Annotated in this window: 19 protein-coding genes; 11 read left to right on the forward strand and 8 right to left on the reverse strand. The window is 70.8% G+C overall.

Annotated features, from left to right (window positions below; genetic code table 11):
- Positions 1 to 143 precede the first annotated feature (143 nt).
- The 8 genes from ACFYRY_RS32205 (at position 144) to pssA (ending at position 9,140) form a co-directional block, all read left to right on the forward strand.
- Positions 144 to 953 carry a TetR family transcriptional regulator gene (locus tag ACFYRY_RS32205; RefSeq protein ID WP_389153521.1) on the forward strand — a complete coding sequence of 270 codons (810 nt, stop codon included), beginning with the start codon at positions 144 to 146 and terminating at the stop codon, positions 951 to 953.
- 424 nt (positions 954 to 1,377) lie between these two features.
- Entirely contained in the window at positions 1,378 to 2,721 is a 1,344-nt protein-coding gene (ccrA, locus tag ACFYRY_RS32210) for a crotonyl-CoA carboxylase/reductase (RefSeq protein ID WP_389153523.1), read from the forward strand.
- Between the two features lie 17 nt (positions 2,722 to 2,738).
- On the forward strand, positions 2,739 to 4,787 hold the full coding sequence (locus tag ACFYRY_RS32215; protein WP_389153526.1) for a protein meaA: 2,049 nt from the start codon (positions 2,739 to 2,741) through the stop codon (positions 4,785 to 4,787).
- Positions 4,784 to 5,749 carry an HpcH/HpaI aldolase/citrate lyase family protein gene (locus ACFYRY_RS32220; RefSeq protein WP_389153529.1) on the forward strand — a complete coding sequence of 322 codons (966 nt, stop codon included), beginning with the start codon at positions 4,784 to 4,786 and terminating at the stop codon, positions 5,747 to 5,749. Before ACFYRY_RS32215 ends, ACFYRY_RS32220 begins: the two co-directional genes overlap by 4 nt.
- 5 nt (positions 5,750 to 5,754) lie before the next feature.
- A complete protein-coding gene (locus ACFYRY_RS32225) occupies positions 5,755 to 6,267 on the forward strand; it encodes a MaoC family dehydratase (RefSeq protein WP_389153532.1) in 513 nt (170 codons plus the stop codon).
- 2 nt (positions 6,268 to 6,269) lie between these two features.
- Positions 6,270 to 7,475, forward strand: coding sequence for an acyl-CoA dehydrogenase family protein (locus ACFYRY_RS32230; RefSeq protein WP_389153535.1), 1,206 nt, complete (start codon positions 6,270 to 6,272; stop codon positions 7,473 to 7,475).
- Between the two features lie 170 nt (positions 7,476 to 7,645).
- Entirely contained in the window at positions 7,646 to 8,302 is a 657-nt protein-coding gene (locus ACFYRY_RS32235) for a phosphatidylserine decarboxylase (protein WP_389153538.1), read from the forward strand.
- 22 nt (positions 8,303 to 8,324) lie between these two features.
- Positions 8,325 to 9,140 (forward strand): CDP-diacylglycerol--serine O-phosphatidyltransferase, encoded by an 816-nt coding sequence (gene pssA, locus ACFYRY_RS32240; protein ID WP_389153917.1) that lies wholly within the window; start codon positions 8,325 to 8,327, stop codon positions 9,138 to 9,140.
- A gap of 61 nt (positions 9,141 to 9,201) precedes the next feature.
- Here the strand turns inward: pssA and ACFYRY_RS32245 are convergent, their stop codons facing one another.
- Entirely contained in the window at positions 9,202 to 10,320 is a 1,119-nt protein-coding gene (locus ACFYRY_RS32245; RefSeq protein ID WP_389153919.1) for a glycerate kinase, read from the reverse strand.
- A 213-nt stretch (positions 10,321 to 10,533) separates the two neighbouring features.
- Between ACFYRY_RS32245 and ACFYRY_RS32250 the strand changes: the two genes are divergently transcribed.
- Both ACFYRY_RS32250 and ACFYRY_RS32255 read left to right on the forward strand, forming a co-directional pair.
- Complete coding sequence (locus tag ACFYRY_RS32250; protein ID WP_389153541.1) at positions 10,534 to 11,607, forward strand: ADP-ribosylglycohydrolase family protein; 1,074 nt, start codon at positions 10,534 to 10,536, stop codon at positions 11,605 to 11,607.
- Positions 11,608 to 11,670: 63 nt separating this feature from the next.
- Positions 11,671 to 12,165, forward strand: a complete 495-nt coding sequence (locus ACFYRY_RS32255) for an NUDIX domain-containing protein (RefSeq protein WP_389153543.1) — start codon at positions 11,671 to 11,673, stop codon at positions 12,163 to 12,165.
- Positions 12,166 to 12,181: 16 nt separating this feature from the next.
- Here ACFYRY_RS32255 and ACFYRY_RS32260 read toward each other — a convergent pair whose 3' ends face one another.
- The 3 genes from ACFYRY_RS32260 to ACFYRY_RS32270 all read right to left on the reverse strand — a co-directional run bounded on the left by ACFYRY_RS32260 (position 12,182) and on the right by ACFYRY_RS32270 (position 18,252).
- Positions 12,182 to 12,688, reverse strand: coding sequence for a methylated-DNA--[protein]-cysteine S-methyltransferase (locus ACFYRY_RS32260; protein ID WP_389153545.1), 507 nt, complete (start codon positions 12,686 to 12,688; stop codon positions 12,182 to 12,184).
- Entirely contained in the window at positions 12,688 to 14,205 is a 1,518-nt protein-coding gene (locus ACFYRY_RS32265; protein WP_389153548.1) for an AlkA N-terminal domain-containing protein, read from the reverse strand. The genes ACFYRY_RS32260 and ACFYRY_RS32265 overlap by 1 nt, the downstream gene beginning before the upstream one ends.
- A gap of 150 nt (positions 14,206 to 14,355) precedes the next feature.
- Positions 14,356 to 18,252, reverse strand: coding sequence for a glycoside hydrolase family 2 TIM barrel-domain containing protein (locus ACFYRY_RS32270; RefSeq protein WP_389153551.1), 3,897 nt, complete (start codon positions 18,250 to 18,252; stop codon positions 14,356 to 14,358).
- A 246-nt stretch (positions 18,253 to 18,498) separates the two neighbouring features.
- On the opposite strand from ACFYRY_RS32270, the gene ACFYRY_RS32275 reads away from it, so the two are divergent.
- Positions 18,499 to 19,191: a LuxR C-terminal-related transcriptional regulator gene (locus ACFYRY_RS32275; RefSeq protein ID WP_389153554.1), complete on the forward strand. Its 693-nt coding sequence runs from the start codon at positions 18,499 to 18,501 to the stop codon at positions 19,189 to 19,191.
- Positions 19,192 to 19,347: 156 nt separating this feature from the next.
- Here ACFYRY_RS32275 and ACFYRY_RS32280 read toward each other — a convergent pair whose 3' ends face one another.
- From ACFYRY_RS32280 to ACFYRY_RS32295, 4 genes are all read right to left on the reverse strand, one after another.
- Positions 19,348 to 19,857 (reverse strand): O-acetyl-ADP-ribose deacetylase, encoded by a 510-nt coding sequence (locus tag ACFYRY_RS32280; protein ID WP_389153557.1) that lies wholly within the window; start codon positions 19,855 to 19,857, stop codon positions 19,348 to 19,350.
- Entirely contained in the window at positions 19,854 to 21,263 is a 1,410-nt protein-coding gene (locus tag ACFYRY_RS32285) for a phytoene desaturase family protein (protein ID WP_389153560.1), read from the reverse strand. Before ACFYRY_RS32285 ends, ACFYRY_RS32280 begins: the two co-directional genes overlap by 4 nt.
- A gap of 226 nt (positions 21,264 to 21,489) precedes the next feature.
- On the reverse strand, positions 21,490 to 22,329 hold the full coding sequence (locus ACFYRY_RS32290) for an inositol monophosphatase family protein (RefSeq protein ID WP_389153563.1): 840 nt from the start codon (positions 22,327 to 22,329) through the stop codon (positions 21,490 to 21,492).
- A 109-nt stretch (positions 22,330 to 22,438) separates the two neighbouring features.
- Positions 22,439 to 24,310 (reverse strand): gamma-glutamyltransferase family protein, encoded by a 1,872-nt coding sequence (locus tag ACFYRY_RS32295; RefSeq protein ID WP_389153565.1) that lies wholly within the window; start codon positions 24,308 to 24,310, stop codon positions 22,439 to 22,441.
- Positions 24,311 to 24,759: the final 449 nt, after the last annotated feature.

Below are 24,759 nucleotides of genomic sequence, written 5' to 3' on the forward strand. Positions count from 1 at the left end.
CGGACACGGGTACGGACTGGGGCGGGCTGCTCGACCCGGGCAGCGCTCCCCCGTCCGCCTGGCCCGGCACTCCCCCGCCCGTCCGGGGCGGGGGGACCCCCGGACGGGCGCGGCGAGCTGCGCACATGCAGTACGTTCAGGTCATGTCCCAGCCCGCCAAGTCCGCACGTACCCCAGCCACGCCCGACGCGCCGGAGAGTGCCGCAGGCAACCGCGCCGCCGCCCAGCGGCTCAAGATGCGCCGAGAGCTGGCGGCCGCAGCGATGGAGTTGTTCGCGACCAAGGGGTACGAGGCGACCACCGTCGACGAGATCGCGGCCGCAGCCGGGGTGGCCCGCCGCACCTTCTTCCGTCACTTCCGCTCCAAGGAAGAGGCGATCTTCCCGGACCACGACGACACGCTGATCCGGGCCGAGGCCGTCCTCAACGCCGCCCCCGCGCACGAGCACCCGCTCGACACGGTGTGCCGCGGCATCAAGGAGGTCATGCGGATGTATGCGGCCCGGCCGGAGATCTCGGTCGCCCGCTACACCCTCACGCGCGAGGTACCCACCCTGCGGGAGGCGGAGATCGCGTCCGTCGCCCGCTACGAGCGGCTCTTCACCCGCTACCTCCTCGGCCACTTCGACGAGCACGCGCACGACGACGACGCCAACGACGACCCGCTGCTGGCGGAGGTCGCCGCGTCCGCCGTGGTCACCGCCCACAACCACGTGCTGCGCCGCTGGCTGCGGGCCGGCGGACAGGGCGACGTCGAGGCACAGCTGGACCACGCCTTCGCGATCGTGCGGAAGACGTTCGGGTCCGGCATCGGGGCCGGACGCAGCACCCCCGCCAAGCCCCCCGCCGCGACGGTCTCCACGCACGGCGAGGTGCTGGTGACGGTCGCCCGCACCGACGCCCCGCTCGACCAGGTCATGCGGACCATCGAGGAGGCCCTCAGGGACCGCTGAGTCCCGCCCGCACCGCCTGGTCCCGCTGTGATCACGGCCACCCTCCGGGGTGGCCGTTTTGCCATGTCAGGGGCGCTTTTCAGGCACCTTTCACGAGCCATTCGATCGATCATCGCTCATTTGTTACGTAAAGATTTCACCTGAGAGCAGGTTCTGGCACTCAGTGCCTTGCGAGGTGACACGCGGTGTCATACGTTGAAGGTGTCCGGGCGGCCGGCGTGCAGAGACCATGCGTACGCCGGCTGTCCCAGCAAACCAACGGTCTGCCCGCCCGGACGCCTGCGTCACAGGCAACCTCCCGCGCCACAAAGCGCTGCCGAACAGCACCACCGCCGAACCGACGGCACTTCTCCACCCACCCTCAGCAGCACCGACGTAACCCTCAGCGTCTCCCCTCAAGACGCCATAGGCCGGAGGCAACACCGTGACCGTTAAGGACATCCTGGACGCGATCCAGTCACCGGACTCGACGCCGGACGACTTCGCCGCTCTGCCGCTGCCCGAGTCGTACCGTGCGATCACCGTGCACAAGGACGAGACCGAGATGTTCGCGGGCATGCAGACCCGCGAGAAGGACCCACGCAAGTCGCTGCACCTGGACGAGGTGCCGCTGCCCGAGCTGGGCCCGGGCGAGGCCCTGGTGGCCGTGATGGCCTCCTCGGTCAACTACAACTCCGTGTGGACCTCGATCTTCGAGCCGCTGTCGACCTTCGGGTTCCTGGAGCGCTACGGCAAGGTCTCCGAGCTCACCAGGCGGCACGACCTGCCGTACCACATCATCGGCTCCGACCTCGCGGGCGTCGTCCTGCGCACCGGCCCCGGCGTCAACGCCTGGCGCCCCGGTGACGAGGTCGTCGCGCACTGCCTCTCCGTCGAGCTGGAATCCAGCGACGGCCACAACGACACCATGCTCGACCCCGAGCAGCGCATCTGGGGCTTCGAGACCAACTTCGGCGGCCTCGCGGAGATCGCGCTCGTCAAGTCCAACCAGCTGATGCCCAAGCCCGACCACCTGTCGTGGGAGGAGGCCGCCGCCCCGGGCCTGGTCAACTCCACCGCCTACCGTCAGCTGGTGTCCCGCAACGGCGCCGACATGAAGCAGGGCGACAACGTGCTCATCTGGGGCGCCAGCGGCGGACTCGGCTCCTACGCCACCCAGTTCGCGCTGGCCGGCGGCGCCAACCCGATCTGTGTCGTCTCCAGCGAGCAGAAGGCGGACATCTGCCGGTCGATGGGCGCCGAGGCGATCATCGACCGCACCGCCGAGGACTACAAGTTCTGGAAGGACGAGCACACCCAGGACCCGAAGGAGTGGAAGCGCTTCGGGAAGCGCATCCGCGAGTTCACCGGCGGCGAGGACATCGACATCGTCTTCGAGCACCCCGGCCGCGAGACCTTCGGCGCCTCCGTCTACGTCACCCGCAAGGGCGGCACCATCACCACCTGCGCCTCGACCTCGGGCTACATGCACGAGTACGACAACCGCTACCTGTGGATGTCGCTGAAGCGGATCATCGGCTCGCACTTCGCCAACTACCGCGAGGCCTGGGAAGCCAACCGCCTCATCGCCAAGGGCAAGATCCACCCGACCCTGTCGAAGGTGTACTCGCTCGACGAGACCGGACAGGCCGCCTACGACGTGCACCGCAACCTCCACCAGGGCAAGGTCGGCGTCCTGTGCATGGCGCCCGAGGAAGGCCTCGGCGTGCGCGACGCGGACAAGCGCGCCCAGCACGTCGACGCCATCAACCGCTTCCGGAACATCTGAGAACAGCGGAGGCACAGATGACTGAGCGTCAGACCGCTGACGGGCGGCGGGAGAAGGACCGGCCGTGGCTCATGCGCACGTACGCCGGCCACTCCACGGCCGAGGCGTCCAACGAGCTGTACCGGCGCAACCTCGCCAAGGGCCAGACCGGCCTGTCGGTCGCGTTCGACCTGCCGACGCAGACCGGCTACGACTCCGACCACATCCTCGCCCGCGGCGAGGTCGGCCGGGTCGGCGTGCCGATCGCGCACGTCGGTGACATGCGCCGGCTGTTCCAGGACATCCCCCTGGAGCAGATGAACACCTCGATGACGATCAACGCCACCGCCATGTGGCTGCTGGCGCTCTACCAGGTCGTCGCGGAGGAACACGGTGCGGACATCACCAAGCTCCAGGGCACGACCCAGAACGACATCGTCAAGGAGTACCTGTCCCGGGGCACCCACGTGTTCCCGCCGGGACCCTCGCTCCGGCTGACCACGGACATGATCGCGTACACGGTCTCCCACCTCCCGAAGTGGAACCCGATCAACATCTGCAGCTACCACCTGCAGGAGGCGGGCGCCACACCGGTCCAGGAGATCGCGTACGCGATGTCGACGGCGATCGCGGTGCTGGACGCCGTCCGGGACAGCGGCCAGGTGCCGCAGGAACGCATGGGCGACGTGGTCGGCCGCATCTCCTTCTTCGTGAACGCGGGGGTCCGCTTCATCGAGGAGATGTGCAAGATGCGCGCCTTCGGCCGCATCTGGGACCGGATCACCCGTGAGCGGTACGGCATCGAGGACCCCAAGCACCGGCGCTTCCGCTACGGCGTCCAGGTCAACTCGCTCGGCCTGACCGAGGCGCAGCCGGAGAACAACGTCCAGCGGATCGTGCTGGAGATGCTCGCGGTGACCCTCTCCAAGGACGCCCGCGCACGTGCCGTGCAGCTCCCCGCCTGGAACGAGGCGCTGGGGCTGCCCCGGCCCTGGGACCAGCAGTGGTCGCTGCGCATCCAGCAGGTGCTGGCCCACGAGAGCGATCTGCTGGAGTACGACGACATCTTCGAGGGCTCGAAGGTCATCGAGGCGAAGGTGGGCGAGCTGGTCGAGGAGTCGCTCGCGGAGATCGAGCGGATCCAGGAGATGGGCGGCGCGATGGCCGCCGTGGAGTCCGGCTACCTCAAGTCGCAGCTGGTCTCCTCGCACGCGGAGCGCCGGGGCCGTATCGAGTCCGGCCAGGAGAAGATCATCGGCGTCAACATCTTCGAGACGACCGAACCGAACCCGCTGACGGCCGACCTCGACACGGCCATCCACACGGTCGACCCGGCCGTCGAGGCCCGGGTCATCGCCTCGCTCCAGCACTGGCGCGACACCCGCTACCAGCCGCCCTTCAACCACCCGCGCCCCTGCAAGGCGCTGGAGAAGCTGAAGGAGGCCGCCAAGGGCACCGACAACCTGATGGAGGCCACCCTGGAGTGCGCCCGCGCGGGCGTCACCACCGGTGAGTGGGCGGGGGCGCTGCGGGAGGTGTTCGGTGAGTTCCGGGCCCCGACCGGTGTCTCGTCGGCGCCGGTGGCGATCCCCGCCGAGGAGGGCTCGGCCCTGTCCGAGGTGCGCCGAAAGGTGGACCTCACGGCCAAGGACCTCGGCGTCGGCAAGCTGCGCTTCCTGGTCGGCAAACCCGGCCTGGACGGGCACTCCAACGGTGCCGAGCAGATCGCCGTGCGGGCCCGTGACGCCGGCTTCGAGGTGATCTACCAGGGCATACGTCTCACGCCCGAGCAGATCGTGGACGCGGCCCTGGCCGAGGACGTGCACGCGGTGGGCCTGTCGATCCTCTCCGGCTCGCACGCCCAGCTGGTCCCGGATGTGCTCGAACGGCTGCGTGTGGCCGGTGCCACAGACATTCCGTTGATCGCCGGTGGCATCATCCCGAATGGTGACGCCGAACAGCTGCGGGCAGCCGGAGTGGCCGCGGTGTTCACCCCGAAGGACTTCGACATCACCGGAATCATCGGCCGTGTCGTCGACGAGATCCGGACAGCGAACAAGCTCGACCCCCTGGAGGTCCCCGCATGACAACGCCCGTCAACCGTCTGCGTCCGCGACGCTCCTGCCTCGCGGTCCCCGGGAGCAACCCCCGCTTCCTGGAGAAGGCACAGGGCCTCCCCGCCGACCAGGTCTTCCTGGACCTGGAGGACGCGTGCGCGCCGCTCGCCAAGCCCGACGCGCGGCACACCATCGTCAAGTTCCTCAACGAGGGCGACTGGACGGGCAAGACGCGGGTCGTGCGCGTCAACGACTGGACGACCGAGTGGACGTACCGGGATGTCGTCACGGTCGTCGAGGGCGCCGGCCCCAACCTCGACTGCATCATGCTGCCGAAGGTGCAGGACGCCCAGCAGGTCGTGGCGCTCGACCTGCTGCTGACCCAGATCGAGAAGACCATGGGCTTCGAGGTCGGCCGCATCGGCATCGAGGCGCAGATCGAGAACGCGCAGGGCCTGAACAACGTCAACGAGATCGCGCAGGCCTCCCCGCGGGTCGAGACCATCATCTTCGGCCCGGCCGACTTCATGGCGTCGATCAACATGAAGTCGCTGGTCGTGGGCGAGCAGCCGCCCGGCTACCCGGCGGACGCCTACCACTACATCCTGATGAAGATCCTGATGGCCGCCCGCGCCAACGACCTCCAGGCGATCGACGGCCCCTACCTGCAGATCCGCAACATCGACGGCTACCGCGAGGTCGCGGGACGCGCCGCCGCGCTCGGCTTCGACGGCAAGTGGGTGCTGCACCCGGGCCAGGTCGAGGCGTCCAACGAGATCTTCTCGCCCTCGCAGGAGGACTACGACCACGCCGAGCTGATCCTGGACGCGTACGAGTACTACACCTCCGAGGCGGGCGGCAAGAAGGGCTCGGCGATGCTCGGCGACGAGATGATCGACGAGGCCAGCCGCAAGATGGCGCTGGTCATCTCCGGCAAGGGGCGTGCGGCCGGCATGAAGCGCACGTCCACGTTCGAGATCCCGGAGGCCTGAGCGCGATGCAGTTCGGACGCACCTACGAGGAGTTCGAGGTCGGGGCGGTCTACAAGCACTGGCCCGGGAAGACGGTCACGGAGTACGACGACCACCTCTTCTGTCTCCTCACCATGAACCACCACCCGCTCCACATGGACAGCAACTACGCGGAGCAGACGACAGACTTCGGCAAGAACGTCGTCGTCGGGAACTACATCTACTCCCTGCTGCTCGGCATGTCCGTACCGGACGTCTCCGGCAAGGCGATCGCCAACCTGGAGATCGAGTCGCTCAAGCACGTGGCGCCCACCTTCCACGGCGACACGATCTACGGGCAGACCACCGTGCTCGACAAGTGGCCCTCCAAGTCGAAGAACGACCGCGGCATCGTCCATGTCGAGACCAAGGGCTACAAGCAGGACGGCACGCTGGTCTGCGTGTTCCGCCGCAAGGTGATGGTGCCCACCGAGACGTACATCAAGGAGCGCGGCGGCGAGCAGCCCGGCCGGCCCCAGCTCACGGAGCAGGAGAAGTAGCCATGGCGCGACTCGCCCAGACCGCCGGTCTGACCGACATCCAGCAGGAGATCCTGTCCACCGTCCGCGACTTCGTGGACAAGGAGATCATCCCGGTCGCGACCGAGCTGGAGCACCGCGACGAGTACCCGCAGCAGATCGTGGACGGGCTCAAGGAACTGGGCCTGTTCGGGCTGATGATCCCCGAGGAGTACGGCGGTCTCGGCGAGTCGCTCCTGACGTACGCGCTGTGCGTGGAGGAGATCGCCCGGGGCTGGATGTCGGTGTCCGGCATCATCAACACGCACTTCATCGTGGCGTACATGCTCAAGCAGCACGGCACGCAGGAGCAGAAGGACCACTTCCTGCCGAGGATGGCGGCCGGCGACATCCGCGGCGCCTTCTCCATGTCGGAGCCGGCCCTCGGATCGGACGTGTCCGCGATCACGTCGAAGGCGGTGAAGGACGGCGACGAGTACGTCCTCAACGGTCAGAAGATGTGGCTGACGAACGGTGGCACGTCGTCGCTGGTCGCCGTTCTCGTCCGGAGTGACGAAGGACACCCGGAGGGGACCGCGCCCCACAAGTCGATGACGACCTTCCTGGTCGAGAAGGAGCCCGGCTTCGGGGAGGTCCGCCCCGGCCTCACCATCCCCGGGAAGATCGACAAGATGGGCTACAAGGGGGTCGACACCACCGAACTGATCATGGATGGCCTGCGCGTTTCGGCCGATCGGGTGCTCGGCGGGACCACCGGCCGAGGTTTTTACCAAATGATGGACGGCGTGGAGGTCGGCCGCGTCAACGTGGCGGCACGTGGCTGTGGCGTCGCTCAGCGTGCCTTCGAACTGGGCGTCTCGTACGCCCAGCAGCGGCACACCTTCGGCAAGGCGATCGCCCAGCACCAGGCCATCCAGTTCAAACTGGCCGAGATGGCTACCAAGGTCGAGGCGGCCCATGCGATGATGGTGAACGCGGCTCGCAAAAAGGACTCCGGCGAACGTAACGACCTTGAAGCAGGGATGGCGAAGTACCTCGCCTCCGAATACTGCAAGGAGGTCGTGGAGGACGCATTCCGGATCCACGGCGGCTACGGCTTCTCCAAGGAGTACGAGATCGAGCGCCTCTACCGTGAGGCTCCGATGCTGCTGATCGGCGAAGGTACCGCCGAGATCCAAAAAATGATCATCGGTCGCAGGCTGCTCGAAGAGTATCGACTCCAGAGCTAGATGTCCCGGTTGGGGGTGTTTTCTTCGAGAAGAAGATCACACCCCGTCAACGGTCCTCAGCCGCCGACTCGGCTTCCTGGCTTGCCCAGTTGTGGCCCGCGACCGGTATCCTCCCGGGAAAGCCGCCGTCCCCCGTTGCAGTGCGGCATCATCCGCTACGAAGGTCATCCATGCCCCACAGCCAAACCTCTGCACCTCGCGACAGCCTGGCAGGCGTACGCCTGGCGCGCGGAGCATCGCCGTGGCTTCTTCCGACCGTCGCCACCGCAGCCCTCAGCCTGGTCCGGGCGCGCCGTTCCGGCGCCGCCAAGGCCGTCGCCGTACCCGCCACCGCGCTCGCGGCGGGCATGCTGTGGTTCTTCCGCGACCCCGAGCGCGAGATCACCCAGGGCCGGGTCATCTCGCCCGCCGACGGTGTGGTGCAGAGCATCATGCCGTGGAAGGACGGCCGCACCCGCGTCGCCATCTTCATGAGCCCGCTCAACGTCCATGTCAACCGGGCGCCGCTCTCCGGCACGGTGACGTCGGTCGAGCACATCCCGGGTGGGTTCGTTCCGGCGTTCAACAAGGAGAGCGAGAACAACGAGCGCGTCGTCTGGCACTTCGACACCGAACTCGGTGACATCGAGATGATCCAGATCGCCGGCGCGGTGGCCCGTCGCATCGTCCCGTACGTGCCCCAGGGCACCAAGGTCGAGCAGGGCGACCGGATCGGGCTGATCCGCTTCGGTTCGCGTGTCGACATCTACCTGCCCGAGGGCGTGGAGGTCGCGGTAGAGGTGGGCCAGAAGACGGTGGCTGGGGTGACTCGCATTGACCGTGGTTGATCCCGAGACCCAGGCGGGCTGGATGCCCGGGGCCGACGAGGTGGACGACGAGGAGGAGATGCCCCTCTCTCTCCGCCTCTCAATAGCGGACACCCTCACCCTCGGCAACGCCACGTGCGGCTTCATGGCCGTGTACTTCACCACCACCGGCATCCTGATCCCGGACCTCACCGGCAGCCAGGAGTCCGGCATGGCGCGCAACAGCGCGGCCACGGCGGTCATCCTGATGCTGTGCGCGGCGGTCTTCGACCTGTTCGACGGCCTGGTGGCGCGCAAGCTGCGCTCCTCCCCCATGGGCGCGGAGCTGGACAACCTCTCCGACCTGATCAGCTTCGGCCTGGCGCCGGCGTACTTCGTCCTGGTCTACGGCATGGTGGCGGACGGCGCGTACCAGCGGGTGGCGGCGGTGGGGGCGATCGTTGTGCTCCTGGCCGTCGTGCTGCGGCTGGCCAGATTCTCGTGCGTGACGGTGAAGGACGGCACCTTCCAGGGCATGCCGTCTCCGTTCGGGGCGCTGACGGTGGTCTCGATCGTGCTGCTGGAGCTGCCCTTCGTGGCGACGCTCCTCGCGATCCTGGGTACCGCCTGGCTGATGGTGAGCCGGGTGGAGTACCCGAAGCCGCGGGGTCGCCTCGCGGTGGCGATGCTCTCCTGGATCGTGCTGTCCATGGGGCTGCTGACGGCCTGGGCGTTCGACGCGCCGGGCGGACAGCTGCTGCTGCAGACCGGCTGTGCGCTGCAGCTGGTCATGGGGGCGGTCATCCCGCTGTTCGCCACGGCTCGCCGGGTGAACAACTTCCGTGGCAACCGACGTGAGGCGCGGGCGGCACAGCCGTAAACGCATCCGCTCACGCAAGGGCCCCGGACCAGACGGTCCGGGGCCCTTCGCCTGTCCGGGGTCAGGTCAGGAAGTCACGGGCGATCTGCCGCGCGACCCGTTGCAGGATCGGCCCCGCGTCCGCGATGCAGGTCGCCACGTCCGGCTCGACGTCCGTCAACGGATACACCCGCCGGAAACCGGCCCGGCCGAGCGCCTCCGGCTGCAGGGCGAGCCGACCGCACACCGCGACGACCTCCTTGCCCTTGGCGCGTGCCGCCGCCGCGACGCCCGCGGGAGCCTTGCCGTGCAGCGTCTGCTGGTCCAGGGATCCCTCGCCGGTGATGACCAGCGTCGCGTACTCCAGCGCGGGCGCGAAGCCCAGGACGTCGAGCATGATCTCTATACCGGGCCGGAAGCGGGCGCCGAGGAGCAGCGCGCCGTAGCCGATGCCCCCCGCCGCGCCGGCGCCCGGCGAGCCCGCGTACGCGGCGGCCTTCGCGCCGACCGCCCGCTCCAGCACCGTCACGTAGTGCGCGAGTGCCTCGTCCAGCGCCGCCACGTCGTCCGGCGAGGCGCCCTTCTGCGGGCCGTAGACGGCCGGTGCGCCCTTGGGGCCGGTCAGCGGGTTGTCCACGTCGCTCGCGAGCACGAACTCCACGGACGCGAGCCGCGGGTCGAGTCCGGACAGGTCGGCCGAGGCCAGGTCGGCGAGGCCGCCGCCGCCCGGTGGCACCGGCTCCCCGTCCGCGTCCAGCAACCGCGCGCCGAGCGCGGACAGCATGCCGGCGCCGCCGTCCGTGGTGGCACTGCCGCCCACCCCGAACACGATCGTCCGCGCGCCCGCGTCCAGCGCGGCCCGCAGCAGCTCGCCGGAGCCGTACGTGGAAGCCGTCAGCGGTGCGAAGACACCCGCGGGCAGCCGCTGCAGCCCGCTCGCCTCCGCCATCTCCACGACGGCCGTGTCCCCGCGCAGCGCGAACGCGGCCGTCACCTCCTGGCCGAGCGGCCCCGCGACCGGGACCTCGCGTCGTTCGAACCCGGCGGCGACCGCCGCGTCCACCGTTCCGTCGCCGCCGTCGGCCACCGGCAGCGCCTCCACCGCGAGGTCCGGCCGGACCTCGCGCAGCCCGGCCGTGATCCGCTCGGCGACCTGTACGGCCGTCAGTGAGCCCTTGAACTTGTCCGCGGCGATGAGCACCCGCGCTGTCGCCCGGGCGTCGTTCCCTGCAGCGTCCGCCACCTTGTCTTCCCCTTGCTCCTCAGGCCCCACGCACGTCAAGGCCAGTCGCGCCGCTGTGACCTTAACCGCAGGACGACCCCGCCGTCATGCACCGACCGGTCCCCGGAACACGCCGGGGACGCGGCGCCCGAACCGCGCGCGGACGCCCCCACAACCGGGTAGACGGTAGGTATGACCCCAGTGGGCATCGAGCCAGAACTCGCCGACCGCGTCCTCGGGGGCTGGCTCGGCCGGATCGCGGGCAACATGCTCGGCAAGCCGGTCGAGCAGGGCGACCTGTGGACGCGGGACCGGATCGACCGCTATCTGCGACAGGCCGCGGCCCTGCCGCTCACCGACTACCTGCCCGAGCCCGTCGGCGCGAGCGAGGGTATCGAGCTGCGCCCCGAGTGGCGCCAGTGCGTCCGCGGCCGCATTCACGGCAGCTGCCGGGACGACGACGTCGACTACGCCATCCTCGGCCTGGACCTGCTGGAGACCCACGGCTTCGGGTTCAGCACGGAACAGGTCGGCGAGCTGTGGCTGCTCCGGCTGCCGTACCGGCAGACCTTCACCGCCGAGAGGGCCGCGTACCGCAACCTCGCCAACGGGCTGAAACCGCCGCTCACGGCGACGTACGACAATCCGTACCAGGAGTGGATCGGGGCCCTCATCCGGGCGGACATCTACGGCTGGACCTGTCCGGGGGTGCCGCGTCGCGCGGCGTCGCTCGCCCGCCGGGACGCGGTGCTGTCCCACACCGGCAACGGCGTGTACGGCGCGATGTGGGCGGCGGCGCTGATCGCGGCGGCGTTCACGGCAGGTACGGTGCGCCAGGCCGTCGACCAGGCACTCACGGTGGTCCCGGCGAACAGCCGCCTGGCCCGGACCGTGCGCCGTGTCGTGTCGCTGCACGCCACCCGGATGCCCTGGGAGGACACGCTCAGCACGGTCGCCGAGGAGACCGCGGGGCTCGGCTGGATCCACACCGTGCCGAACGCGGCCGTCCTGACCGCCGGGCTCCTGTACGGCGACGGCGACTTCACCCGCACCATCACGCTCACCGTGCGCGGTGGCCTGGACACCGACTCCAACGGCGCGACCGCGGGTTCGGTGGCCGGGGTGCTGACCGGGGCCGAGGCCATCCCGGAGCAGTGGAAGGATCCGCTGGAGGACACGGTGCGCAGCGCGGTGTTCGGCTTCGACGGGGCACGGATCAGTGAACTGGCGCGGCGGACGCTGCGGTTGGCGCAGGCGGAGCCGTGACCGGCGACGGGGCCGGGGACACGGCTGACCGGAGCGGCCGGGGAAGCTGGATACCCTTTCCGAATGACCACCTCTCAAGACTTCGCCGCCTACATCGCGGGGCTCCCCCGGGTGCTCGCCGGGGCCGCCGCCCTCTTCCGTGACGCTCGGGGGCGGGTGCTGCTCGTCGAGCCCAACTACCGTGAGGGCTGGGCGCTGCCGGGCGGCACGATCGAGTCCGACGACGGTGAGACCCCGCGCCAGGGCGCGCGCCGGGAGACCGCGGAGGAGATCGGCCTGGACCGGGAACTCGGGCGGCTGCTCGCGGTGGACTGGGTGCACGGGACGGGCCGGCCGCCGCTGGTGGCGTACCTGTACGACGGCGGAGTGCTCACCGAGGACGATTTCAAGGCGATCCGGCTCCAGGAGGAGGAACTGCTGTCCTGGCGGCTCGTACCGCGCGAGGAACTCACCGAGTACCTGCCGGGCTCCCTGGGCCGCCGCGTCGTGACCGCGCTCGACGTTCTGACGGAGGGCTCGGGGACGGCGGAGCTGGAGAACGGGAACCGGGTGAGCTGACCGAGCCTGCCTGGCTCTAGAACAGCGCCGCTCCGCTCTCGAAGTCCAGCAGGCGCTGCTTGCGGTCCAGACCGCCGCCGTATCCGGTGAGGCCGCCGTTCGCGCCGACCACACGGTGGCAGGGCACGATGATGCCGACCGGGTTCCTGCCGTTGGCGAGCCCCACCGCGCGAGAGGCGGTGGGGCTGCCGAGCGCGTCGGCCAGTTCGCCGTACGTGCGGGTCTCGCCGTACGGGATCTTCCGCAGCTGGTCCCAGACGCTGCGCTGGAACGGGGTTCCACGCAGGCCGAGTTCGATGGTGAACTCCTTCAACTCGCCCGCGAAATAGGCCTCGAGTTCTTCCTCGGCCGCCGCGAAGGGGGCCTTGGCGAAGGGGGCCTCGGCGCGGGTGCCGAAGGTCTCCTCCGCGGGGCGGTGGCGCTGGTCGGTCATGTAGAGGCCGCACAGGACACCGTCGTCGGCGACGAGGGTCAAGGGGCCGTAGGGGCTGTCGATCACGGTGTGCTGCTTCGGCGAACTCATCACGAACGTCCTTGGCCGGGAAGGTAGTTGATGGGGTGGCTGTCGGTCGCCCACAGGTACTGGACCGCGTACGCCCGCCAGGGCCGCCAGGCCGCCGCGCGGGCCGTGAGCGCCGCCGGGGTCGAGGGCAGGTCCAGCTCCTGTGCGGCGCGGCGGATCCCGAGGTCGGTCGCGAGGAAGGCGTCCGGGTCGCCGAGGGCGCGCATCGCGATGACGTCGGCCGTCCAGGGGCCGAAGCCCGGGAGCGCGAGGAGTTGGGCGCGGGTCCGGGTCCAGTCGCTCCCCACCCCCAGGTTGAGGGTGCCGTCGGAGAGGTGGGTCACCAGGGTGGTGAAGGTGGTGCGGCGGGTGCGTGGCATCGCGAGTGACTCGGGGTCGAGGGCGGCGAGCGCCTCGGGGGACGGGAAGAGGTGGGTGAGGCCCCCCTCGGGATCGTCCACCGGGTCGCCGTACGCGGTGACCAGGCGGGCGGCGTGGGTGCGGGCCGCCGCCGTCGAGACCTGCTGGCCGAGCACCGCGCGCACCGCGAACTCCGCCTCGTCGACGGTGCGTTGGACCCGTCGGCCGGGTGCCTTGTCGACGAGTGGCGCGAGGACCGGGTCGGTGCGCAGCTGGTCGTCGACCGCGACCGGGTCGGCGTCCAGGTCGAGCAGTCGGCGGCAGCGGCTGATGGCGACGGTCAGGTCCCGCAGGTCACTGAGGGTGAGTCGGCAGGCGATGTGGTCCGGCCTGGGTGTGAGGGCCACGATGCCGTGGCCGTACGGCAGTCGCAGGGTGCGCCGGTAGGCGCCGTCCCGCCACTCCTCCACGCCCGGGACGGCGGTCGCCGCGAGGTGACCGAAGAGGTTGTCGGGGTTGAGGGGCGCGCGGAAGGGGAGCCGGAGGGCGAGCGCCCCTGGAGTGGCCGGGGCCCCCGCCCCGGAAGCGGGCGGGGTGTTCTTCCTCGGTAGCCGGGCGCGCAGTTCGCTCGGGGAGAGGGCGAAGACCTCGCGCACGGTGTCGTTGAAGGTGCGGATGGAGGAGAACCCGGCGGCGAAGGCGATCTCCGCCATCGGCAGCGGGGTCGTCTCGATGAGCAGACGCGCGGTCTGGGCGCGCTGCGCGCGGGCGAGGGCGAGCGGGCCCGCGCCCAGTTCGGCGAGCAGCTGACGTTCGATCTGCCGGCTGCTGTAGCCGAGCCGGGCGGCGAGTCCGGGCACGCCCTCGCGGTCCACGACGCCGTCGGCGACGAGCCGCATCGCCCGGGCCACCAGGTCGGCGCGCTGGTTCCACTCGGGTGAGCCCGGGCTGGTGTCGGGGCGGCAGCGCTTGCAGGCCCGGAAGCCGGCCTGCTGGCAGGCCGCCGCACTCGGGTGGAAGGTCATGTTCTCGGGCTTGGGCGGCACGACCGGGCAGCTGGGTCGGCAGTAGATGCGGGTGGTCAGGACGGCGGTGAAGAACCAGCCGTCGAACCGTGCGTCCTTCGACTGCACGGCGCGCACGCAGCGCTCGGTGTCGGTGTGCATTCCCCTCTGCATGTCTCCAGCATCGGACACGCGGGGCGTTCGGGCTGGCGAGAATCCGACATCAACCTCGGCTGTCCAGGGCCCGCCCGGATCCCAGGCCCCGGGCGGAGCACGGCGGCGGCCCGGGACACCGCCTCGTCGGCGTCCCGGGCCGCCGCGCGGTCACTCGGTCGCCGTCGGCCGCCGCGAGGCCGCCGTCGCCTTCTCGACGTCCCGCAGCGGGCGCAGCCGGTAGGTGTAGGCGTAGTCACGGTTGGCGAGGAGCTTGTACTCGTCGTGGGTGTGCGCCCCCCAGCTGTTGTCGCCGCCGACGCCCATCTGACGGTGGTTCACCCGCAGGACGACCTCGTCGCGAGGCGTGAGCTGGTAGTCGTGGCGGGCGCCCACCGACAGGTCCTCGGGGGTCAGGTGCGAGGCGTTGACCTCGATCAGCGGCTCCCCGCTGACCAGCAGTCCGACGCCGCCCGGACCGGTCAGCGCGGCCCAGCGGACGTCGGTCTTGTTGCCGTTCTCCTGCGGGCGCAGGTAGGAGGTCCGCTGTTCGGCGACGGTGCCGGAGTACAGGCCGACGTCGGTGCCGTTGTTGCGGTCCCACATGTTCTCCTCGGGACCGCGGCCGTAGTAGTGCAGGCGGTCCAGGCGTCCCGGCAGGAACAGCAGGGTGCCGACCTCGGGGATGTACGGGAGTGAGGCCGCCCCCGGGTGCAGGGTGTTGTCGACCTTGATCTCGCCGTTGCCGAAGACGGTGTAGGTGGTGGTGTACGTCGACTCGACGGTCGTCGGCAGAGTGCCGCTGACCTTGATCTCGACGGCCCTGTCGCGCAGGGCGCGCACGCCGACGTCCGTGACCTCGCGCCGGGCGCCCGCGTCGCGCCAGGTCTGGTTGCGGGTGTGCTGCCCGTTGCCCCGGTCGTTGTCGGTGGGTGCCCGCCAGAAGTTCGGCACCGGCCCCGAGGTGATCAGGCGGGCGCCGTGGGCCTCGTACGACGTGATGGTCCCGCTGCTCTTGTCGACGGTGACCGAGAATCCCTCGCCCCGGACGGTGACGGTCTTCGCGCCGTCCTCGTGGCGCAGCGTCGGTACGCGGTCCAGCGGTACGGGCGTCACGGCGGGGCCGCTCGCGGTGACGGGGAGTTGCTGCTTGGCGATCTCGAAGCCGGCCGTCGCCCACTTCGTGGGCTCCTTCGTGGTGAAGGAGAGGTGCAGGAAGTACTCCGTGCCGGGCGCCCCACGCGCCGGCACCCGCACCGGGACAGTGATGTCCTTGCTGGTCAGCGCCGGGACGTCCAGCTGATCGCGGGTCAGCCTGCCGCGCTGGACGACCTTGCCGTCGGCCAGCAGCGACCAACGGCCGTCGAACTCACGGAGGTTGGTGAACAGGTACTCGTTGGTGAGGGTGACCCGCCCCGAGGTGACCGCGTCGCCGGAGGTGGGAGCTGCGTTGATCGCCTGGTAGATCTGCTTGACCTCGGCGGCCTTGCCGGTGTGGCCTCGGTCGGCGGTGACGATGCCGTCTCCGGAGAACGCCCCGTCGTTGGGGTTGTCGCCCCAGTCGCCGCCGTAGGCGAGGAAGGTCTTGTCGTGTGGCCGCTTCTCGGTGAGGCCCACGGTGGCGGCGTCGAACCAGAACCGCACGCCGTCGTCGCCGGGGCCACGGCTGTCGGAGGCCAGTTCGTCGGCGCTCAGCGCCCGGGCGTACACGCGGGCCCGCCGGACGGTGCCGCTGAGCTCCCGCGTCGGGTTGTCGACGTCGGTGGCCAGGGACAGCGGGGCCGTGTTGACGGCGGGGCGCCGGGTGGTCGTGAGGGTGGCGCGGACCGCGCCGTCGACGTGCAGGGTCAGGGTGCCCGCCGCCGCGTCGAAGACTCCCGCGACGTGGTGTTCTCTGCCGGTCCAGTTGTCCGGCAGTGCCCAGCCGGCGGTGACCCACTGGCCGCCGCCGTGGATGAAGAACTCCAGGGTGTCGTCCGACTGCTTGAGGGCGTACTGGGTGTCGCCCTTGGCGAGGATCGGCTGGTGACCGCCGGTGAAGTGCGGGGTGACCCAGGCCTCCAGGGTCAGCGAGCCGGTGAGGTCGAGGCTCGCGTCGCGGGCGAAGACGGTACCGCCGAAGACGCCCGTGTCGCGGCCGAAGCCGCCGCTGGGGGCAATGACCTCACCGCGAAGCGCGCGGGGTCCGGACTCGGTGAGCAGCTTGCGGGTCGGGGTGGGCCAGCTCAGGGCCTGGTCGACGAAGTCCCAGATCCAGCCGCCCTGGAGGACGTCGTAGCGGCGGACGACGTCCCAGTACTTCTTGAAGTTGCCGTTGGAGTTCCCCATCGCGTGGGAGTACTCGATCATCACGTACGGCCGGGTGTCGCCGGCGTCCTTGGCCCGTGCCTCGACGCGGGAGGGGCTGTCGTACATCTCGGAGCGGATGTCGCTGATGCCCGGCCGGTCGTCGCCCTCGTACTGGATGACGCGGGTGGGGTCGTAGGAGCGTATCCAGTCGTGCATGGCGTTGAAGGTGCTGCCGCCGCCCGCCTCGTTGCCGAGCGACCAGATGACCACCGAGGCGTGGTTCTTGTCGCGGTGGACCATGCTCTGGGCGCGGGCCACGCACGCCTTGGTCCACTCCGCGTGGTCGCCGGGGTACTCGTCCCGGATGCCGTGGGTCTCCAGGTTGGTCTCGTCCACGAGGTACAGGCCGTACTCGTCGGCGAGTTCCAGCCAGAGCGGGTTGTTGGGGTAGTGCGAGGTGCGAACGCTGTTGATGTTCAGCCGTTTGATGATGCCGATGTCCTCGACGAGGTCCGCGCGGGTGAGCGCCGAGCCGTGCACCGGATGCATCTCGTGCCGGTTGGTGCCGCGGAAGGAGATCGGCTTGCCGTTGATGCGCATCAGCCCGTCCTTGAGGGCGAACTCACGCAGACCGACCCGGTGGGAGAGGGTCTCGATCACCTTGCCGGACGGGTCGCGCAGGCGCAGCACCGCGGTGTAGAGGTTCGGGTGCTCGGCCGACCACAGGCGCGGCGCGGGCACGGCCTTCGCGGCCTGTACGGTCCTCTCGTCGCCGGATTCCAGAGCGACGGTCTGCTGGAGCGGGCGGGACCAGACCGGGTGCCCGCCCGCGTCGTACAGCTGCGTCTCGACGGAGTACCGGCCGGCGCCCTTGCCGCCGTAGTCGCGCACGCTCGCGGTGACCGACAGTTCGGCGGACGTGTAGTCGTCGCCGAGCGGGGTGTCCAGCTTGAAGTCGCGCAGGTGCACGGCGGGCGTGGAGTACAGGTGGACCGAGCGGAAGATGCCGCTCAGCCGGATCATGTCCTGGTCCTCCAGCCAGTCGCCGTCGGAGTAGCGGTAGACCTCGACAGCGATCTGGTTGGTGCCCGGCTTGAGGTGCTCGGTGATGTCGTACTCGGCGGGGTCGTAGGAGTCCTCGTGGTAGCCGACCAACTCCCCGTTGATCCAGACGTAGTGGGCGGACTTGACCCCCTCGAAGTGCAGGAACGTCCGCCGTCCGGCCCAGTCGCGCGGGACGGTGAAGGTGCGCCGGTACTGGCCGACGGGGTTGTGGCGGGTGGGGGCGGCCGGGGGCTGCGCCTCCTCGCCCCGGCCGTTGGGGCCCCACCACGGGTAGGTGATGTTGACGTAGATCGGGCGGTCGTAGCCGTGCAGCTGCCAGGCGGAGGGGACCGGGATGGTGTCCCAGTCCCCGTCGTCGAGGTCCGTACGGTGGAAGTCGACGTCGCGGTCGTCGGGACGGTCGGCGTAGGCGAACTTCCACCTGCCGTCGAGGCTGAGACGGTAGGGCGAGCGGGTGCGGTCCGCGGCCAGCGCCTGTCTGACGTCCTGGTACGGCATGAGGGTGCTGTGCGGGGGCTCGGCGCCCAGCCGGAAGACGGCCATGTTGCCGTTCCACTCCGGGGTGCCGTCCGCCGCCGCGCGCCGGCCGGCCGCGTGCGCGAGGGAGGGGGACGCGGTCAGGGCGAGCGCACCGAACACCGCGGCACCTCCCTCCAGGAGACGGCGACGGCTGACGAGCGGTCGGTCGGCGTGGGGCACGTGCGGGTGCGGCATGGCGGGGCCTTCCTCGGTGCGACGGTGGGGGTGCGCGGACTGAGGGTGCGTCAGCCAGGAAACCCTAGAACTCGAACACAACCGAAGCAATGATCCTGTCGGACTTTGTGCGGTCCTGTTTGCCTGGCGCGAACCGGACCCCACCACGTGTGACGCAGGCCACGCAAGAAACGACGCCGTTTCGATAATTGCGAGAGCTATTCTTTCCTCAGGTAAACGAAACCGTTTCGTTTAGAAGGGGTGAGCATGGTCACCGTCTTCGTCTTGCATCAGCAGTCCCTGCAACGACTCGGTCTGCGCATGCTCCTGTCGTCCCGGCCCGGTCTGACCGTCGTCGGCGAAACAGCCGACGAGGCCGAGGCGATCCGGACGAGCGACCGGCTCCGCCCGGACGTCGTCCTCATGGACGGCTCCGGCCTCGGCACCGGCGGGATCGAGACCGTTCGCCGTCTCGCTCGTTCGTCCCGCGTGCTCCTCCTGAGCCCCTCCGGCCACGACACGGACGCGTACGCCGCCCTGCGCGCCGGGGCAGGCGGATTCGTCCTCCCGGACGTCACGCCCGACGAACTGACCTCGGCCGTGCACGCCGTGGCCGTCGGTGACGTGGTCATCTCCCCCGGCCTGACCCGCGAACTCATCGACGCCGTCCGCAGCCTCCGACCCGCCGGGACCTCCGAGCGGGCGCACGGGATCGGCTCGCTCACCGAGCGGGAGCGGGACGTGCTCACCGGGGTCGCCTCCGGCTGGTCGAACGCCGAGATCGCGGAGCGGCTGCACATCGCTCCCACGACCGTGAAGTCCCACGTCAGCAACATCCTCACCAAGACCGGTGCCCGCGCGCGCGTGCAACTGGTCCCCTTCGCCTACGAGAACGGTCTGATCCGGCCCACCGTGACGCCCCTGCGGACCGCGGCGGCGCCCGTCCCCGTCGCCGCCTGAACACCGCATGCGGATCCTGAACACCGCATGCCGGTGGTGTCCGGTCGTCGTGGATGAGGAGCGTCCGGCGACTGGAGGCGAACGCCCCTGCCGGTGCCCAGGCCCTCAATCCCCAGGTGGGCCCAGGAAGAACGGGAAGCCCGAACCGCGACTTCGTCAGGGGAGTCGCGCGGCGAACGCGTCGTACGCCCGGTCGTCGAAGAGGACGAACCTGACCTCCTCGACCGCCGTGGCCGTGGCCCGCACGGTCTCCACCGCGATGCGGGCGGCATCCTCCATCGGCCACCCGTAGATGCCGGCGGAGACGGCGGGAAACGCGACCGTACGAGCACCCAGCTCGTCCGCGACCCGCAGCGACTCCCGATAACAGGAGGCCAGCAACTCCGACCGGTCCTCGTCGTGGGTGAAGCGCGGGCCGACAGTGTGGATCACCCAGCGGGCGTCCAGCTCACCCGCGGTCGTCGCGACCGCGCGACCGGTGGCGAGGCCCTTGCCGTACTGCGAGGCGCGTAGTGCGCGGCATTCCGCGAGGATCGCGGGGCCGCCGCGGCGGTGGATGGCGCCGTCGACGCCGCCTCCGCCGAGCAGCGAGGAGTTGGCCGCGTTGACGATGGCGTCGGCGCGCTGCCGGGTGATGTCGCCCTGCACCAGGGTGATGGCGGTCATGTCTGGCGCAGCCTCCTCCAGACGGCCTTCGCCGCGTTGTGGCCCGACATGCCGTGCACGCCGGGCCCGGGCGGGGTGGCCGAGGAGCAGATGAAGACGGCGGGGTGCGGGGTGCCGTACGGGAACAGGGAGAGCTTGGGGCGCAGCAGGGTCTGGAGTCCGCAGACCGCTCCGGAGGAGATGTCGCCGCCGACGTAGTTCGGGTTGCGGGCGGCGAGTTCGGGTGGTCCGGCGGTCGCGCGGGCGAGGACCCGGTCGCGGAAGCCCGGGGCGAACCGCTCCAGCTGGCGTTCGATGGCCTCGGTGAGGTCTCCGGTCCAGCCGCTGGGGACATGGCCGTACGCCCAGAACACGTGCTTGCCGGCCGGTGCCCGGCCCGGGTCGACGACACTGGGCTGCACGGTGATCATGAACGGTTTGTCGGGTGCGCGGCCCTCCCGGGACGCCGCGCGCAGGGCGCTGCCGATCTCGGCGCTGTCCGCGCCGATCTGCACGGTGGTGGCCCTGTGCGGCTCCGGCGCGGTCCAGGGCACGGGGCCGTCCAGCGCGTAGTCGATCTTGAAGACGCCGGGGCCGTACCGATAGCCCTCGTAGTAGGTGCCAAAGCCGGCGATGCGGGCCAGGGCGGTGGGTGAGGTGTCGAAGACGTACGCGCGCGCGGGCGGCAGGTCGTCGAGCCGCTTGACCTCGTAATCGGTGTGGATCGCGCCGCCCAAGTCCTTGAGGTAGGCGGCGAGCGCGTCCGAGATGGACTGGGAGCCGCCACGGGCCACGGGCCAGCCGCGGGCGTGCGCGGCGAGGGCGAAGACCAGGCCGATCGCGCCGGTGGCGAAGCCGCCCAGCGGGGCCATGACATGGGCCACGAGACCGGCGAACAAGGTCCGGGCCCGCTCGTCGCGGAAGCGGCGGGTCAGCCAGGTGGACGGGGGCAGGCCGACCAGACCGAAGCGGGCGAGGGTGACCGGGTCCCGGGGCAGCGCGGTGAGCGGCAGCGACATGAAGTCCCTGGCCAGGGTGTCCCACTTGGGCAGGAAGGGCTCGACCAGTCGGCGGTAGGTGCCGGCGTCACGCGGGCCGAACGAGGCGGCCGTCTCGCCGACCGACCGCGCCAGGACGGCGGCGGTGCCGTCGGTGAAGGGGTGTGCCATGGGCAGGTCGGCGTGCAGCCACTCCAGGCCGTACCGCTGGAGGGGCATCGCGCGGAAGGCCGGCGAGTTGATGCCGAGCGGGTGGGCCGCCGAGCAGGGGTCGTGCCGGAAGCCGGGAAGCGTGAGTTCCTCGGTGCGGGCTCCCCCGCCGACGGTGTCCCGGGCCTCGAAGACGGCCACGGAGAAGCCCCGGCGGGCCAGCTCCACAGCAGCGGTCAGTCCGTTCGGCCCCGCACCCACCACGACCGCATCGAGCATCGACGGCACCTTCGGACTCCTTCGTCAGCCGATGGCCTGTGAGGATCAGGATATGACGCGGGCCCGACAGCGCCGGGCCGCGGGGCACCTCCCGGGACCACCGAGCCTTCGTCCACCGTGTCCCGCCGCTCGTCCGGTGACCGACGACCACCGCTGCCTCTCCCCTGCCTGCGCGCCGGCGACCGCCGGCGACCGGACGGCGACCGGACGGCTGAGGGTCCTTTCCCTAGGCCCTCAGCAGTTCCACCACCCGGCGGGCGGTGGCCGCGTCGCGGGCCGCGGTGAAGGGGAGGGCGTTGTGGCCGGTGATGCGGAACGGCTCGCCCGCCCGGGTCAGGTGCGTGCCGCCCGCCTCCTCCACCAGGAGCAGGCCGGCCGCGTGGTCCCAGGCCAGTTCCCACGTGAACGCCGTGGCGTCCAACTCGCCCCGGGCGACCGCCAGGTACTCCAGGCCCGCCGAGCCGCAGGAGCACGGTGCGACGCCCGCGGTCCGCAGCCCGAGCAGGGCCTGCTTCTCCGCCTCGTTGGTGTAGTCCGGGTGGGAGGTGGCCACGCGCAGGTCGCGGTCCGGCTCCGGTGCGCCGCAGGTCAGGCGCTCGCCGTCGAGGAACGCGCCCTGTCCGCGGACGGCGGTGGCCATCTGGTCGCGGGCCGGGGCGTACGTCCACGAGGCGAGCAGGACCCCGCGCCGGGCGAGCGCGATCAGGGTGCAGAATCCGGGGTCGCCGCGCACGAACTGTCGGGTGCCGTCGACGGGATCGACGATCCAGACCGGCGTGTCGCCCTGTATCGCCTGGTAGGACGCGGGGTCGGCGTCCACCGCCTCCTCGCCGACCACGACCGAGCCGGGCAGCAGCGCGCCCAGCGCCTCGGTGAGATAGAGCTCGGCATTGCGGTCGGCGTCCGTCACCAGGTCGTGCGGGCCGCTCTTCTGGTCGACCTCGTGCGCGGCGAGCCGGCAGAAGCGCGGCATGATCTCTGCCGCGGCCGCCTTGCGGAGGGCCTCCTCCACGTCGGTCGAGTGCCGAACGAGAAACTCGTCGATGGTTTCCGTGTCTTCGATCATGGCTCCATGAGAGCACGCGCCACTGACAATCCCCTCCGGCGCGGTGCACAACGGGTGGAATCACCATGAATACCGGGGTGTGGCGTTCCCGGCGAGAGCGGCGGCCGGTTCAGCGGCCGACGGCGTATCCCTGCATGCCGCGCGGGTTCGCGGCCGCCGACAGCACGCCGGTCCTGGGGTCCCGGGCGACCGCGCACAGACGTCCCTCCGACCACGGGGCACCCACCGTCACGTCGTGCCCGCGCCCGCGGAGTTCCGCCACGACGTCAGGATCCATGCGGGCCTCCACCGTGACGCTGCCCGGCCGCGTGCCGCGCGGGTAGAAGGAGCCGGGGAAACTGTCGTTGTGCCAGTTCGGGGCGTCGATCGCGCCCTGGAGATCGAGTCCGCCGCGGACGGTGGCGCGCAGCGCGACCGCGAGGAAGAAGTGCAGCTGCCACTGGTCCTGCTGGTCCCCGCCGGGCGTCCCGAACGCCATCACCGGTATGCCGTCACGCAGCGCGATCGAGGGGGTGAGGGTGGTGCGGGGGCGGCGGCCCGGGGTGAGCGAGTTCGGCAGGCCCTCCTCCAGCCAGGTCATCTGCAACCGGGTGCCCAGCGGAAAGCCCAGCTCGGGCACGACGGGGTTGGACTGGAGCCAGCCCCCGCTCGGGGTGGCGGCGACCATGTTGCCCCAGCGGTCGACGACATCGAGGTGGCAGGTGTCGCCGCGGGTGTGCCCGTCGGCGGTGACCTCGAACTCGGGCTCGCCCGGCACCGGGGAGATGCGAGGTTTGGCGACGGTGGGCTCGCCGACCCCGGGCCCGTCATGGACGGCGACCGTCGGCTCCCCGGCGCCCAGCCGGTCGAACCCGGCCCCGTCGCCGATGCCCGCACGCGCGTGGGCACTCGTGCGCGGGATACGGCCGTCGGGGCTGCCGGGCCGCGACTCGTACGACGCCTTCTTCCCGACGAGCTGCCGCCGACGCGCGTTGTACGTGTCCGACAGCAGTGCGTCGAGCGGCACCTCGGCCGCGTCCCCGTACCAGGCCTCCCGGTCCGCCATGGCGAGCTTGCAGCCCTCGATCAGCAGGTGGACGTAGTCCGCGGAGCCGTACCGGGGCAGTTCGGGCGGCAGCAGCGCGAGCTGCTGGAGGAGGACCGGCCCCTGGCTCCAGGGGCCCGCCTTGCAGACGGTCCAGCCGTTCCAGTCGTACGTGGCCGGCGCCTCGTAGGTCGCGGACCAGCCGGCGAGGTCGGCGGCCGTGAGAGTGCCGGTGTGCCGAACGCCGCTGGTGTCCATGGTGGGCCGCCGGGCCTGCCGTACCAGCGCCTGAGCGATGAAGCCGGTGCGCCACACCTCCCGCGCGGCCTCGATCTGCGCCGTGCGGTCCCCCGCCCCGGCGACCTCGGCGAGCAGCCGTTTCCAGGTGGCGGCGAGGGCGGGGTTGCGGAACAGCTCGCCCGGCCGGGGTGCCTTGCCGTCCGGCAGGTACACGTCCGCCGAGGTGGTCCACTCCGTCTCGAACAGCTCCCGTACCGTCTCGACGGTCGCGCCGACGTTCTCCACGGGCGCGTGGCCGTGTTCGGCGTAACCGATGGCGTACTTCAGGATGTCCGCGAGCGGTTTCGTGCCGTGGTCCCTCAGGAGCAGCATCCAGGCGTCGAAGGCACCGGGGACGGCGGCGGCGAGCGGTCCGGTCCCGGGGACGAGATCCAGGCCGAGGCCCCGGTAGTGGGCGACATCCGCCCCGGCCGGTGCGACGCCCTGTCCGCACAGCACCCGCACCTCGCCTCCGGCCGGCGCCAGCAGGATCGGTACCTCACCGGCGGGCCCGTTCAGATGCGGCTCGACGACGTGCAGCACGAACGCTCCCGCCACGGCGGCGTCGTAGGCGTTGCCGCCGTCCTCCAGGACGGCCATCGCCGACTGCGAGGCGAGCCAGTGGGTGGAGGACACCATGCCGAAGGTGCCCTGGAGGGTGGGGCGGGTCGTGAACACAGGGTCTCTCACCTCGCTGTTTACGGGCGTTGGCCGGGATGACGGGTGCTCAGGATCGGTTCTGGGGAGGATCTTGGGAGTTTACGCCGGGGCTCTCCGAGCGACCCAGGGGGTGCCGATGACGACCTCGACCGTCACGCTTATCACCCTGTCGAACCGGCGGGAACGGTGGTCGGTACGCTGCCTGAGCGCGCGGGCCATGCAACCCGCCAGGCCCCAGACCGCTCTCCCGTCCCCTCACGGACGGCCTTTCGATGGCCCGCCACCTGATGCGTCCGCACCGCCCGCAGGGAGCCGGCACTCCGGCGCCCGGTGTGCTGCGGGGGCTTCGGGCGAGTGTGCGTGCATGGCGTCGTCCCGGCGCAGGATGTCGCCGGGGGACATGTGGCCTCGTCCTGCCCGCCGCCGCGCTGACGGTTGCGCGGCACCGCGCTGCCCGCCCCGGCCGA

The sequence above is a fragment of the Streptomyces sp. NPDC005263 genome, assembly GCF_042872365.1.
Taxonomy (GTDB): domain Bacteria; phylum Actinomycetota; class Actinomycetes; order Streptomycetales; family Streptomycetaceae; genus Streptomyces.